Genomic DNA, 13,365 nt, shown 5'->3' with positions numbered 1-13,365 from the left:
CTTTTCACTAATAGGGCTTAAAAAACATGGATACCCTCAATATCCTGTACTTAGTAGGTGCATTATTAATCTTCGCTAGCATCATGGCCAGCACTTTATCAGCACGTTTAGGCGTCCCCTTATTACTATTGTTCTTGGTAGTAGGCATGCTAGCAGGCGAAGATGGTATTTTAGGTATTCATTTCGCAGAATATGCTCTTGCCAACTTTATTGGACAAGCGGCATTAGCCTGCATCCTGTTGGACGGTGGCCTACGCACCTCTTTTCAATCCTTTCGAGTTGGTCTCAAGCCTGCGGTAGTGTTAGCTACTTGGGGCGTGTTGATCACTGTATTAGTGTTGGGGGTGTTTGTCACTTGGCTACTGAACGTCGATTGGCGAGTTGGCCTACTAATGGCCGCCATCGTAGGCTCAACGGATGCTGCTGCGGTTTTTTCTCTATTACGTAATGGCGGCGTCAAGCTCAACGATCGAGTCCAAGCGACGCTTGAATTAGAGTCTGGCGCCAACGACCCCTTCGCCATCTTGTTAGTTACTGGCTTGATTGCCCTCAATCTCGATCCTGCTGGTCAAACGGTGTTTGGGTTCCTACTATTACTATTACAGCAGTTAGGCTTTGGCTTGATAGTGGGCTTACTGGCAGGATTTTTATTATCTAAGCTATTACCTAAGCTGCATTTGCCCGAAGGTATGTATGCCATTTTAATAATGTCGGCTGGGCTATCGGTATTCGCTGCGACCAATCTGATAGGCGGCAGTGGCTTTTTGGCCATATATTTGTCTGGGGTCATTATCGGCAATCATAAAGCCCACTCAACTGAGCATGTGCTACGGGTGATGGATAGCTTTGCTTGGTTATCGCAAGCGGTGCTTTTTGTAGTGCTCGGCTTGCTCGTCACCCCTTCTAACGTTATCAATGTTTGGTACTATTCAGTAGCGATTGTGGCCTTTATGATTTTGGTTGCCCGCCCTATCGCTGTTTATACTAGCGTCAAACCTTTTAAGTTCAAAGACAGAGAAATCGGCTTTATTTCTTGGGTAGGTTTACGTGGTGCGGTTCCGATCACCTTGGCTATTCTTCCAGTAATGGCAAGGATCGATAGTGCTTTTATGTTATTCGATATCGCCTTTGGGGTGGTAGTGCTATCGTTAATACTACAAGGGACTACCATCCCATTTATGGCCACTTTATTCAAAGTGCGCATTCCTGCCAATAATGAGCCGAAAGAAGAACATGAGGTTTGGGTATCTGATAAAGCCAGCATCACTTTATACGAGTTTGAAGTGAAGCCAGGTGCGTTCGCTATCGGACGCCACCCTAAGGTAATATCTAGCCGAGTCAGCCCTGATGAGATCAACGTCTTTGCCTTAGTACGGGGGCAAAAATTAGTCCCTGTCAAAGAAGATACTCAGCTGAAATTCGGTGACAATGTTTGGTACGCTATGCAAAGTAATCATGCCAGCCAAATTGCGCAAATCTTTAATGATACAAAATTAGATCGTCGAGCCATTGATGATTTTTATGGTGATTGGCTACTATCACCTAGTGTTAAGCTGGGAGACTTGCCTTTTTTTACCGGTGTAATGGAATCAGACTCGCTTGTTACTACCCTTCGACCCAATGCTGCTAACCCCTCAACCAACATGTGGCAACAGACCGTCGCTCAATATGTGACAGCAAATCTAGAGATCGCTCCCATTCCAGGCGACACGGTGGCAGTCAATGATGAATGGTCGCTGGTAATCAAAGAGGTCGATAATAAGGGAGCATTGAGAACCATAGGTCTAAAACGGCAAGATCTACCCATGGTCAATTAGCGCTACAGGGCAAAACGAGCTGTCATTGCTAAAGCACTGAAGCTATCAACCTTAAAGGTATCAATCTTAAAGATATCAACCTGTAAAATCTTTATAAAAATGATAAGTCTGTTCTAAAGATATTATAATAAAGTTATTTATAAAAGCAGGTTGCCATCAAGGTTCTTTAACGCTATCGGCTATAATAAAAACCCCCTAGATAATAATTATTTAGGGGGTTTTTATAGTCACTAATTAAGCTGATTTAAGCCATAGTGATGATAGTCTCTTCGCTCAAACGTGATTTTGGCAGTAGAGCATTGAAGTCATTTTCAGTACGGTAACCTAGTGACACAACGGCTAATGCCGAATAGCCCTTAGTACGCAAATCAAATTCTTCATCAAGAGCCTTTAGATCAACGCCTTCCATAGGTACTGAGTCGATACCTAAAGTTGCGGCACCCAGTAATAATGCACCCATATTTAAATATACTTGCTCAACTAGCCAATGTGGCTCATCTTTATTTTCATAGCGACGAATATCCAAAAACATTTTACGGACTTCATGCATTTGCTCTTTGAATTTTGGTTCAGCAAAGCGGCCATCGGCATCTTCTTTATCTAGTACGTCTCTTAAGAACGCTTCATCAGCATCAATACGACTACAAAACACAATAACATGTGAGGCGTCAGTTACTTTTGGCGCATTAAAGTCAAACATGCCGCTAGTACTTTTAGCGATTCTAGCTTTGCCAGCGTCATCATCAGCAATCACAAAATGCCAAGGTTGAATATTGGTACTCGAAGGGCTTAGTCGTAAGATATCTTTTAAGCTCTCAAAGTCCTCAGCCGATATTTTTTTATTAGCATCAAACTCTTTAGTGCTATAGCGCCAATGCATTGCTTCAGTGATAGTTTTCATACATTATTCCTGTTATTGATTTTTCAAACTTTAAGCGCAATTACCCTTTATCCCATTGTTAATGATAGATAACTGTAGCCCTAAAATTTATGAGATGACGGTCATTTCAGTTATGATAAACTCATCGACCATCCCTTCTGTGACCTTTATATAGTTTTGGAAATGGGGGCTTTGGACATGCTGCTGCAAAAACTCATTATTTTCCCAAACTTCATACACTATAAACTTATCAAGGTTGGCGTTATCTTGGTGCAAGTCATATTGAATGCAACCCTCATCCGATTGCGAAGCTTTGGTTAGTTGCAGCAGCTCAGATTTGACCCGCTCAAGATGATCAGCTTTGACTTTAATAGTGGCAACGATAGTCAGAGGCTTGGGGGTTTGCGTTTGCATTAGCGATTCCTATAAGTGAGTACTGTTGATTGTAATGTTAGTAATTTAAATAGCATTATTTTCAATAGCTTTAATGTCAATACTGTAGATTTAAATATTATAATTATCTAGGCTGGCGTTGGGTTTGATAGATCCTAACTCCTACCTTTTTTATCATAAAGCTTGTGGCTACTAACAAAGCGACTGCAACAAACTTTGAGTTTGCTTTTCTAGCTCTGCAATAGCTTGTTTATTCAAGGTATCGGCATGCGGTTGTCCAAATTCACCCTGGGCCTCACCTTGTACACCGTCTTTAATATCGTTATCGAAATACTTACCCGTATCGGTTACGAATTCATCTGAGATAGCGAGTTCAGTTAGGATATTTGCCCCTTTATCTGCTGATGACCAATGCTCCCCATAAGCCTCATTGACCATTTTTGTATTCAGTAGCGAGCCTGGGTTTACTGCGATGACGTTTATATTATCGGCAGCGACTGCTTCGGCTAAAGCCATACTCCACATAGTCAAGGCCAGCTTACTTTGGGCATAAGCCTCTTTATCACTAAGACTTACTTGTCCTGTGAATGCAGGATAGGATACGGGCACTTGCGCAGCTGAGCTTAAGTTTATGATGCGGGCTTGGCCAGATTTTTTGAGTAGCGGCAATAAAGCATTGGTCAACTCGTAAGGCGCTAAGTAATTAACTACAAAGCGTACGTCGAGCCCCTGTTTAGTGCTTGCAGAAGCAGTAGTATAAATCCCAGCATTGTTGATTAGCACATCAATTTTAGCTAGCTTTTGAGTCACTTCTGCTGCCATTTTGCGCACTTCGTTTAAATCTGAGAAATCAGCGACAAACCCACCAATGTTATCTAGGTTATCGAGCAAGGCCCCAGTAGCCACTGCTTTGACTTGAGCAATGACAGTCGCCAGTTTGTCAGTATCTCTGCCATGCAGATACACCTGATGTCCGGCTTCTGCCAACTTCAGTGCTGCAAGTTTACCGATACCATCGGTACTGCCAGTAATCAAAATAGTCTTGCTCATCAGTGGTCCTTATTATTTAAATAATGCATTCTAGTCTATGCTTCGTAACACAACTGATTGTAATGAAAGTGTTGTTATTGGAATACTAGCCAGAGTCGCCCACACTTTGAACCGTGAGCCAGGATAGCTAAAACAGCTAAAACAGCTAAAACAGCTAAAAACTTATTATTTCATTTATAGGATTTAACCCGATAAATGCAGCTCAACCTCCTGTCACTAACCGTGCACAATAGCTATCAGTTGGCTTAATAAGTTGACACAGCGCCCGATATCAACGAGGCTTGATGGCGTAATCCATACATAAGACTAAAAACAAAAAAACTAACGGAAGATATCTATGAAAAATACCACCATTGACAGCCTCATCGTATCACCAGTACGAGAAGTGATGAGGGTTAGCGCCAAGCAGATCATTACCCCACACTATATCCGTGTTTATCTAACCGCACAGCCCGACACTATTGCCAACATCGCTAAGATGACCGTTGGCTTCAATAATAAAATACTTATCCCCACAGACAAAACCCAACCTGTTGATATAGACGATACTACCAACCTTACTAAACGTACTTATACCCACCGCGGCGTAGATATTACCAAACAACACATTTGGATTGACTTTGTGGCTCATGGTGATCAGGCTCCTGCCTCAAGCTGGGTGTCTCATGCGCAAGTGGGTGACCAACTGGCGGTGCTAATGACACCAAAAAATAAAGCGCTTTATCCAGCAGCAGATCACTTTTTATTAGTCGGTGATGCTACTGCTATACCCGTACTTGGTGCGATCCTTGAGAGCTTGCCTAGCACCGCTACGGTTCAATGTATTATCGAGGTTTACGATGAGCATGACCAACAACACTTACCAACCTTAGCCAAGGTTGAGATGACTTGGTTACATAATCGGCATCCCGAGCAGGGCAGTCAGTTAGCTAATACGGTCAAGTCGCTCACTCTACCAACCAGCGAGCAAAGCCGTTTTGCTTATGTTGCAAGTGAGTTCTCATCAGTGAAAGCGATTCGCCACTATCTAAAAAAGGAGCTAGACTGGTCAAAAGATGAGTTGTACGCTTTTTCCTACTGGAAGGCGGGCATTGCTGAAGATAGATCTGCCAAAGATCGCTTAGCAGAAAAAGATAGCGAATAACCTATTTATTTATACGCTGATTCATACCCTTAGGGTTAGCAGTATGCCTATCCCCGAGGACAACACATTCATTCGACTGTGCTAACAAAGCAATACTTAGCTAAGTTACGGTTATTGTTATTGTTAAGATAATTTTTATAATAAATTAAAATAGCTGTCGAAGTTACAATTTAGTTGAGCGATTACTCAAATATATATTGAGCGTTCGCTCAAAAAAACTTATAGTAAGGGCTATATTTACTCGCTTGAGGAAATATCATCACTTAAAGTGAGTGATCGCTCAAATTCAGTAATGAGTACCCCTACCAACCAACTTGCCAATACCTTAACAGACCACTATTTCAGAAATTTGAATGGCATAAAGTGGCCTAGTTTGAGCCGGCCTTCACCTTATCCTCACTGTTTTTATGGCTTTATCGAAAGCAGTATTGTTTTAAAGACCATTAAGCAGCAATTTTTTCAGTGCTATTTATAAATAACGCGTTCCCAGAGGTCCTATGGAAAGTTCAAAAAAACCACTAAAAATAGATATCGTCTCAGATACCTCTTGCCCATGGTGCATCATCGGCTATCAACAACTGGCCAAAGCTCTGCAGCAGACTAATAGCGCCTATGAGATTCATTGGCATCCATTCGAGCTTAATCCGGACATGCCAGCTGAAGGCAAGAATCTACGCCAGCATGGTATGGACAAGCATAATCGCAATGAGAAACAAGTACAAGAGAGCCGAGATAGAATGACCGATGTAGGAGCAGAAGTTGGTTTTGAGTTTAATTTTACTGCCGATACGCGAGTACATAATACTTTTAATCTGCATCAACTTATCTATTGGTCGGCGCAATACCATCGAGCGAATGATTTAGAGCAGGCTTTATTTACCGCTCATTTTACCAATAATCGTAACCTTTCTGAAAAAGCAGTTTTGGCAGAAATAGCGGCAGAAATCGGCTTAGATGGTACAGAGGCGCTAGCCGTTCTTGAGGATCAACGCTTTGCCAAACAAGTTCGCGAGTCAGAGCAGTATTGGAGGGAACAAGGTATTCAAAGTGTACCTTCGGTTATCTTTGATAATCGTCATCTAGTTAGTGGCGCCCAAGGCGTGGAGAGCTATATTGCTGTTCTAAAGCAATTAGCGCAGATGGCTGATTGATCGATCCTTCTAAAGTAGTTGTCTGATTTTTCGCGATAAATCACCTTGCTAAACTATGCTTATAACTGTCGCCTGCTCGGCTACTGTACTTTTCTATAGCGTAAGCGCGGCAAGCGAATTTGTATCGAATTTCGCTAGTTGCCATAACCTTATGCAGGCTCTTAGCCGACATTATCTATGCGCATGGCATCCAACGAAGATGCCATAGCCTCAGCAACCTCATGCACCACGCTACTGTCAACTTTGCGCTGTGCAAATGAGCGTAGTCCCATAACTTCAGCTTGTAATCTTTGCGCAAGGAGTACAGGATTAAGCTGGCGGCCTAACTCTCCGATTCGCTGAGATTCAATAAAGCTGGTAGTAAAGCGAGACTCTATCTTTGCTAGCATGCTTTCAACTTTACACAAAGCAGACTCCTCTTTTACTCCCAGCTCTAATAAGCTTTTGACTAGCATACAAGCATTACTTGGTAACGCTTGATCACGTAAGCTACCAAGCAGACGTAAATAGGCTGCCAATCCTTGTAATGGCGAGCTGGGGTACTTGCTTAGGGTGCGCTCTAACTCAGCTATTGCCATCCGAGCATAATAGTCGAGGGCTTCTTGAAACAGGGCGTCTTTACTACCAAAAGTGGCATAGATACTGCCAGGACGCATGTCCATGGCTTGCTCTAAATCTTTTAGCGAGGTGGCATGAAAACCTTTTTCCCAGAAAATCTGTAAAGCTTGCTCTAGAGAATCTTGTCGATTGTGTAGGGTTGCGCGAGCCATAATTAATTTCCATTTTTCAAAACTGTAAGCTCATATGATAGATAAGCGCCACTAAATACTCTTGAGTGATTGCTCAATTTTATCTTGACTGGCCAATACAGTCCAGTTGAGTTTATAAATACCTTTTAAGCTATGGGTTTCCTATGACAGCCAGTAACAGCAATAACGGCTGCTTAAAAAGGCTGCTTTATGCCTCAAATATGACTAGCCTTGCTGAACAAATCATCGGTGATCAGCAAGCCTAATTGGCTAATTTATCAGACTAACAGTATAGTGCTGACTGGCAGTTAGCTTATGTAATAGCTGCTGAGCTTATAGTCTAGTAATAAAAAAATATTTTTGGAGCGATAGTGATGAGTGCAGAGAGAATAATCAAGTTATCCGATACCGAAGAAACCTTGATATTAGATAAATTAAGACTGTATATGCTTGAGGAATTCGATGTCGATATTGGTAATTTACCAGCACGTTTTTTATTAGATTTCATTATTGAAAGCTTAGGTCCCCATATTTATAATCAAGTGGTTGAAGACATGGAGCCTTGGTTATATGAGCGATTCACTGTTATCTTAGAAGATATGCATAGCTTTAAAAAGTATTGATTCAACGGTTCTTAGTATTGGTTTATCCGGCTATCACTAATACTGCCTATAACTAAATAAAAGGCAATAAAAAATCCAATGCAAGACACTTAGCTTAAAGCTCTAGCATTGGACTGATGGTAATTATTTTTTCTTAGCTTGCTTTTTTTGCTGTTTTTTATCTATCTTGTCCTGCTTTTTTTGCTGTTTTTTATCTTTCTTGTCCTGCTTTTTTTGCTGTTTTTTATCTTTCTTGTCCTGCTTTTTTTGATCTTTCTTATCTATCTTATCCTGCTTTTTTTGATCTTTCTTGTCTATCTTATCCTGCTTTTTTTGCTCTTTCTTGTCTATCTTATCCTGCTTTTTTTGATCTTTCTTGTCTACCTTATCCTGCTTTTTTTGCTCTTTCTTATCTGTCTTATCCTGCTTTTTTTGCTCTTTCTTGTCAGATTTTACATCACTATTTTTAGAGGAGTTTACTGCATCACTCTTCAGCTTATCATTATCAACCGACTTATTCGACATAATTACAGCCCTCGTTATAATATTGCTTAGTACATCTCGACCCTTGATATTATGTCAGGATCTTTGTTTAGTCAACGCATCGATACAAATGTACACCTCAAGCCTACTGTTCATTAGGGCGCTCGATGATTGAGCTTAACACTAATAGATTTTTTATCATTAGCAGCTTGGTTAAATTCTATTGTCAATAATCAGTGAGTGCTTTGTTGCAGGGACAAAGGTGAATGCGCTATAGTCGTTACTCGACATATTTTCAAAGTTGCACGGCATAAATCTGCTGCCATTATCAACATTTTCCATGCTACCACTGGGAATTCCCTTACGATATTATGCTATGGGAATAGGTGTTTATACCCTCAATACAAGGATGACTAATGAAAAAGCTTAGAACCCCTGATAGCTGTTTTGCCAACCTAGCTGATTACGATTTTGATCCACACTATCTAATGGTTGACGATGCCGAAGGAAGCCAATTGCGCGTGCACTACTTAGACCAAGGACCAAAAGATGCGGATCCAATATTATTGCTGCATGGTGAGCCTTCATGGTGTTATCTTTATCGCAAGATGATCCCGCTACTAACCGCAGCAGGACATCGCATTATTGCTCCGGACCTTCCGGGTTTTGGACGCTCAGACAAACCTGCTTCTCGCACTGACTATACTTATCAGCGTCATGTCGACTGGATGCAATCACTAGTTGACCAGTTAGATCTAAATAACATTACTTTATTCTGTCAAGATTGGGGTGGCTTGATTGGCTTGCGTTTAGTAGCGGCTAATCCAGAACGTTTTGCTCGAGTAGCGGCCAGTAATACTATGCTGCCTACTGGCGATCACGATCCAGGAGAGAGTTTTCGACAGTGGCAGCAGTTCTCTCAAAAAACCGTAGAATTCAATGTCTCAGGCACTATCAAGAGTGGCACGACTACTGAGCTATCACCAGCGACGATCGATGCTTATAACGCTCCTTTTCCTGATGAGTCTTATAAGGAAGGAGCTCGGCAGTTTCCACTACTCGTCCCTATAACCCCAGATGATCCTGCCTCTGAGCCTAACCGTGCTGCTTGGAAGGAGCTGAGTAAATTTACTAAACCATTCATTACTCTATTTAGCGACTCTGATCCGATTACTGCTGGTGGAGATCGAGTGATGCAGAAACTGATTCCCGGAACTAAAGCTCAAAACCACAGCACTATCATCAATGCTGGGCACTTTCTGCAAGAAGACCAAGGTAAAAAAGTGGCTGAGCTATTAGTCCAATTCATTGCTGACAACCCTAAATAATCTACTTTCACCCCATTGCCGTTAACGTAATCTAGAAAAGCGCTTGATGATAAGTATAATGACTAGCAGCGCTATAGCGGCAATAGCGGCACCTGCAAAGCCAATATTAGGCAGAGTTAGATGAGTAACCGCATAGCCACCAAATAATGCCCCAGCACCGATACCTAAATTGATGATTCCAGAAAACATCGCCATAACCACATCTTGCGCACTATTATCAATAACGATAACTTTGGCTTGTACTGATAATATCAGCAACATGAGTACCATACCCCAAATTAGGGTAACGATACTGAGTAACCAAATTGAGCTAACCGAAGACAACAGCACGGTCATAGAGAACAATAACAGCATAGTAGATACTAGCATCAGTCCCTTGTTTGATTTTTCACCCCAACGACTAAATATCACACTACCCATAAGTCCTGCAATACCAAACAGCAACAGCACAAAGGTAGCCATATTCTCACTGATTAAGCCCACTTGGCGCATAAAAGGTTCGATATAAGAGTAAGTAGTATAGTGCGCCGTGAACACCAAGAAAATAAATAAATACAGACTAGCCAATAAGGGGTTTTTTAGCAATTCTGGCACTTTTCTAAAGTCCCCATCGAACATACTTGGCAAAGTCGGTAATAACTTAGCTTGTAGAATAAATACTACAAAAGCCACTACTCCAATACCGCCAAAAGTAGCGCGCCAGCCCAACCACTGACCTACTAGTCGTCCTATGGGTACGCCCAACACCATAGCTAGAGAAGTACCCATAGCCAAGATACTCAGAGCTAGAGCTTTTTTACCTTTGGGAGCTATACGCAGTATTATCGCTGCTGTAATCGACCAAAATATCGCATGCGCTAAAGCTATCCCTATTCGGCTAATCAACAATACTTGATAACTCCAAGCAAAGACTGACAAAGCATGACTAGCGATAAAAACCATGAAAAGTGCTAGTAATAAACGCTTGCGCTCGATTTTTCCGGTCAATAGCATTAGCGGCAACGACATAGCGGCAACTATCCAAGCGTAAATCGTCAACATCAAGCCAGTTTCAGCAGTAGTGATTGAAAAATCCTGCGCAATGTCACTTAGCAGCGCCACAGGGACAAACTCTGTAGTATTAAATATAAAGGCACTGATACCCATCAAAATCATTTGAAAGTATTGGCTACGCTGCGAGCCTGAGCCCTCTTCAACTTGCTGTTTCATAATATCCAATAAAAGACAAAGTAGCGCATAGCTACAGTTTATAAGGTGAGTTTATTTAAGGTAAATGATAGAGTTGGTATAAACCACAGACTATAGTGAATCCAAGCTTAAAAAGCTACCCTACCGCTATAAGTATAGGCCTTTTATGGTTAGGGCAATGCCATTAGTAGACGCTATAGCCCTAAGCAAAAATCAGTTGTCGCAGACCTTATAGGAGACCCTAACTTATGCTCAGCATAATAAAAGACTGGCGCGAACAGCGTATATTAGACCAAAGTCAGTTTAGCCAATCGGACTGGCTGTTAGCGGCGCAAAAAATCCCTATCCTAGATAGATTAACCCAGTCTGAGCTGACTCATTTGTTTGAGCTGGCCACCTTATTGCTGCACGATAAATCAATGGTTGGTGCTCAAGGCTTTGTGATTACCGATGCAGTGAGACAATCGATCGCCTTACAAGCCTGCCTGCCTATTTTAAATTTGAGTCTTGAATGGTATGAAGGTTGGTCATCGATTATTATCTATCCTGGGGCTTTTAAAAGCGAAAGCACTACTACTGATGAGTTAGGTATAGTGCACCAGAATAGTCATAGTCGAAGTGGTGAGGCTTGGCTGCGTGGACCAGTTATTCTTTCTTGGCGAGATGCTCAACACTCAGGTGAGCGTGATGGTCATAACGTAGTGATTCATGAATTTGTGCATAAGCTCGATATGCTAAATGGCCGTGCCAATGGCTTTCCACCACTGCCAGCAGATATGGACCCTGCTAACTGGACTAAGACCATGGAGACTGGCTTTGCAGACTTTCAACAATACCCCAAATCTGGACTAGATCGTTATGGTAGCACCAACCCAGCTGAGTTTTTCGCAGTTCTCAGCGAAGTATTCTTTGAAACCCCGCAAAAGCTGGTCGATGCTTATCCTGAGATTTATCAAATCATGATGAAGTTTTTTTTACAAGATCCTCTGCACTCAACATCCTAGTTATTCTCAGACAATAGTCTATAAAATTCAGCTTTATTATAGATCATAATCATCAAAATATATTGCACTGCCCTGACATAATCAGCACGGGCAGTATTGTCATTGCCTCTTTAACTCAGCTCAGGCTTTTAGGTCTTAGCGCAATTTTAGTTTCCTATCTTAACTTATCTATAGCAACAGGACATCAATAGCTATTGATTATCCTACGTAAAATACCTTCTTGAATGATAGTTAACAAATTAACGCTTAGTAAGATTCCAGCAACTTAATGGCCTCCCGTTAACCTTAGTAACTAAAATAGGTGCCTTATACCACTTTATTAAAATTTATTAAAATAATTAAACCTGACTAATTGGTCAATTTTTATTATTAAAATCAGTTGCTTAGTAAAAAAAAGTAGCATAAATACACTTAACAGCGCTTTACTTTCAATAAAATAGAGTTGTTAGAGTATAGAAAGTATGGTTAACTACTTTAAACCATAAGTAAACGTTTTGTTACTTGTGCTGTTGATCAGACACAATCTGTTATGTATATCTGTTAAAAATATCGATAGTTAGCACTTTAACTCTTGCCTCTTTATGCCGCTATCGTTATTTATTATTACTTATTGACACTATATTTATTTATCCCCTAGCGGTCATCATGCGTTTTGACAGGAAGTTAAAACCAGTTTTTACGCGCCGCTATAGCCGAGTTTGCTAGGGAACTAACGACTGTATATAAGGGAGTTACACTGTGCGTTTTAATCTAATAAGCTTACCTACTAGCAAACTATCTTTAATCAAGCCCTTAGCTACTGCAGCATTTGCTGTAATTGCTCTAAGTGGTATGACTAGCGCTAATGCTAAAATGTTGTTTGGTGATACCAGCATCTCCGGATTATATGGTAGCAACTATAAATTAGTGCCTGATGAAACCTTAAAAACGATGACTCTAGAGCATGCCTCTACTCACACTTGGGGTGGCGTATTCTTCTTCGTCGACCGTCATCAAGGTGAAGAAGGTACTAATGGTAAAGATTTTAAAGAAACTTATGGCGAGCTTGCTCCTAAGTATAAACTTGCCACTTTTGACAATAGCTTTATTAAGCAAGTCAACTTAGCGGGTCAGTATGAGTTTGGCTCGAATAGCAATGGTTTTAGCCAAGACAACTACTTAGTAGGTGTTGGCGTTGATTTAAATGTGCCAATTCCAGGTATGAAGTATGCCTCTGCTTCTATCTATCATGCGTTCAACGATGACACTTTTAGTGATGCTGATGACCAACAAATCACTTTAACTTATGGTTGGGAAAAGAATAACTTTGTAGTAGATGGCTATGTTGATTACTCTTTTAACAACGATGATAAAAAAGACCAATTGCATATCAACCCGCAAATTAAGTACAACTTGCAACAAGTGCTTGGCATTGATAATCGCTTAGAAGTTGGTATGGAATACAGCTATTGGAAAAATAAATTTGGTAGCGATCAGACCCAGAATGCTCCTAGCGCCTTGGTGAAATACCATTTCTAAGTACTAATATAAGCTCTAATATAAGTATTAATATAAGCTCTAATATAAGTATTAATAT

At 41.0% G+C, this 13,365-nt stretch carries 13 protein-coding genes; 7 read left to right on the top strand and 6 right to left on the bottom strand.

Annotation, left to right across the window (positions count from 1 at the left end):
* Positions 1 to 26 precede the first annotated feature (26 nt).
* Positions 27 to 1,817, top strand: coding sequence for a potassium/proton antiporter (locus JMY09_RS12375; protein WP_201623979.1), 1,791 nt, complete (start codon positions 27 to 29; stop codon positions 1,815 to 1,817).
* A 244-nt stretch (positions 1,818 to 2,061) separates the two neighbouring features.
* Here the strand turns inward: JMY09_RS12375 and nfsB are convergent, their stop codons facing one another.
* The 3 genes from nfsB to JMY09_RS12360 form a co-directional block, all read right to left on the bottom strand.
* A complete protein-coding gene (gene nfsB, locus JMY09_RS12370) occupies positions 2,062 to 2,718 on the bottom strand; it encodes an oxygen-insensitive NAD(P)H nitroreductase (RefSeq protein WP_201623977.1) in 657 nt (218 codons plus the stop codon).
* Positions 2,719 to 2,805: 87 nt separating this feature from the next.
* On the bottom strand, positions 2,806 to 3,111 hold the full coding sequence (locus JMY09_RS12365) for a putative quinol monooxygenase (RefSeq protein WP_201623975.1): 306 nt from the start codon (positions 3,109 to 3,111) through the stop codon (positions 2,806 to 2,808).
* Between the two features lie 171 nt (positions 3,112 to 3,282).
* Positions 3,283 to 4,140: an SDR family NAD(P)-dependent oxidoreductase gene (locus JMY09_RS12360; RefSeq protein ID WP_201623974.1), complete on the bottom strand. Its 858-nt coding sequence runs from the start codon at positions 4,138 to 4,140 to the stop codon at positions 3,283 to 3,285.
* Positions 4,141 to 4,477: 337 nt separating this feature from the next.
* Between JMY09_RS12360 and JMY09_RS12355 the strand changes: the two genes are divergently transcribed.
* Together JMY09_RS12355 and JMY09_RS12350 are read left to right on the top strand one after the other, a co-directional pair.
* Positions 4,478 to 5,284, top strand: a complete 807-nt coding sequence (locus JMY09_RS12355) for a siderophore-interacting protein (protein WP_201623972.1) — start codon at positions 4,478 to 4,480, stop codon at positions 5,282 to 5,284.
* A gap of 497 nt (positions 5,285 to 5,781) precedes the next feature.
* Positions 5,782 to 6,435 carry a DsbA family oxidoreductase gene (locus JMY09_RS12350; protein WP_201623970.1) on the top strand — a complete coding sequence of 218 codons (654 nt, stop codon included), beginning with the start codon at positions 5,782 to 5,784 and terminating at the stop codon, positions 6,433 to 6,435.
* 161 nt (positions 6,436 to 6,596) lie between these two features.
* On the opposite strand, the gene JMY09_RS12345 is transcribed toward JMY09_RS12350, so the two are convergent.
* Positions 6,597 to 7,205 carry a TetR/AcrR family transcriptional regulator gene (locus tag JMY09_RS12345; protein WP_201623968.1) on the bottom strand — a complete coding sequence of 203 codons (609 nt, stop codon included), beginning with the start codon at positions 7,203 to 7,205 and terminating at the stop codon, positions 6,597 to 6,599.
* Between the two features lie 353 nt (positions 7,206 to 7,558).
* Between JMY09_RS12345 and JMY09_RS12340 the strand changes: the two genes are divergently transcribed.
* Positions 7,559 to 7,807, top strand: a complete 249-nt coding sequence (locus tag JMY09_RS12340) for a DUF2164 domain-containing protein (RefSeq protein WP_201623966.1) — start codon at positions 7,559 to 7,561, stop codon at positions 7,805 to 7,807.
* Between the two features lie 123 nt (positions 7,808 to 7,930).
* Here JMY09_RS12340 and JMY09_RS12335 read toward each other — a convergent pair whose 3' ends face one another.
* On the bottom strand, positions 7,931 to 8,311 hold the full coding sequence (locus JMY09_RS12335) for a hypothetical protein (RefSeq protein ID WP_201623964.1): 381 nt from the start codon (positions 8,309 to 8,311) through the stop codon (positions 7,931 to 7,933).
* Between the two features lie 374 nt (positions 8,312 to 8,685).
* On the opposite strand from JMY09_RS12335, the gene JMY09_RS12330 reads away from it, so the two are divergent.
* On the top strand, positions 8,686 to 9,597 hold the full coding sequence (locus JMY09_RS12330; protein WP_201623962.1) for a haloalkane dehalogenase: 912 nt from the start codon (positions 8,686 to 8,688) through the stop codon (positions 9,595 to 9,597).
* Positions 9,598 to 9,618: 21 nt separating this feature from the next.
* Here JMY09_RS12330 and JMY09_RS12325 read toward each other — a convergent pair whose 3' ends face one another.
* Positions 9,619 to 10,806 carry a sugar transporter gene (locus JMY09_RS12325; protein WP_201623960.1) on the bottom strand — a complete coding sequence of 396 codons (1,188 nt, stop codon included), beginning with the start codon at positions 10,804 to 10,806 and terminating at the stop codon, positions 9,619 to 9,621.
* Positions 10,807 to 11,033: 227 nt separating this feature from the next.
* On the opposite strand from JMY09_RS12325, the gene JMY09_RS12320 reads away from it, so the two are divergent.
* Both JMY09_RS12320 and JMY09_RS12315 read left to right on the top strand, forming a co-directional pair.
* Positions 11,034 to 11,789: a M90 family metallopeptidase gene (locus JMY09_RS12320; protein WP_201623959.1), complete on the top strand. Its 756-nt coding sequence runs from the start codon at positions 11,034 to 11,036 to the stop codon at positions 11,787 to 11,789.
* A gap of 738 nt (positions 11,790 to 12,527) precedes the next feature.
* On the top strand, positions 12,528 to 13,307 hold the full coding sequence (locus JMY09_RS12315; protein ID WP_227677313.1) for a DUF5020 family protein: 780 nt from the start codon (positions 12,528 to 12,530) through the stop codon (positions 13,305 to 13,307).
* Positions 13,308 to 13,365: the final 58 nt, after the last annotated feature.

This window comes from Psychrobacter urativorans (assembly GCF_904846695.1).
Taxonomy (GTDB): Bacteria; Pseudomonadota; Gammaproteobacteria; order Pseudomonadales; family Moraxellaceae; genus Psychrobacter; species Psychrobacter urativorans.
The sequence above is the reverse complement of the archived record's forward strand: the minus strand, read 5'-3'. Positions and strand labels throughout refer to the sequence as shown.

What these genes read in the sequence shown, in the direction of transcription:
- JMY09_RS12375 (WP_201623979.1), top strand. Translation starts at nt 27, where the DNA reads ATGGATACCCTCAATATCCTGTACTTAGTAGGTGCATTATTAATCTTC.
- JMY09_RS12335 (WP_201623964.1), bottom strand. Translation starts at nt 8,311, where the DNA reads ATGTCGAATAAGTCGGTTGATAATGATAAGCTGAAGAGTGATGCAGTA.
- JMY09_RS12350 (WP_201623970.1), top strand. Translation starts at nt 5,782, where the DNA reads ATGGAAAGTTCAAAAAAACCACTAAAAATAGATATCGTCTCAGATACC.
- JMY09_RS12320 (WP_201623959.1), top strand. Translation starts at nt 11,034, where the DNA reads ATGCTCAGCATAATAAAAGACTGGCGCGAACAGCGTATATTAGACCAA.
- JMY09_RS12365 (WP_201623975.1), bottom strand. Translation starts at nt 3,111, where the DNA reads ATGCAAACGCAAACCCCCAAGCCTCTGACTATCGTTGCCACTATTAAA.
- nfsB (WP_201623977.1), bottom strand. Translation starts at nt 2,718, where the DNA reads ATGAAAACTATCACTGAAGCAATGCATTGGCGCTATAGCACTAAAGAG.
- JMY09_RS12340 (WP_201623966.1), top strand. Translation starts at nt 7,559, where the DNA reads ATGAGTGCAGAGAGAATAATCAAGTTATCCGATACCGAAGAAACCTTG.
- JMY09_RS12345 (WP_201623968.1), bottom strand. Translation starts at nt 7,205, where the DNA reads ATGGCTCGCGCAACCCTACACAATCGACAAGATTCTCTAGAGCAAGCT.
- JMY09_RS12355 (WP_201623972.1), top strand. Translation starts at nt 4,478, where the DNA reads ATGAAAAATACCACCATTGACAGCCTCATCGTATCACCAGTACGAGAA.
- JMY09_RS12330 (WP_201623962.1), top strand. Translation starts at nt 8,686, where the DNA reads ATGAAAAAGCTTAGAACCCCTGATAGCTGTTTTGCCAACCTAGCTGAT.
- JMY09_RS12360 (WP_201623974.1), bottom strand. Translation starts at nt 4,140, where the DNA reads ATGAGCAAGACTATTTTGATTACTGGCAGTACCGATGGTATCGGTAAA.
- JMY09_RS12325 (WP_201623960.1), bottom strand. Translation starts at nt 10,806, where the DNA reads ATGAAACAGCAAGTTGAAGAGGGCTCAGGCTCGCAGCGTAGCCAATAC.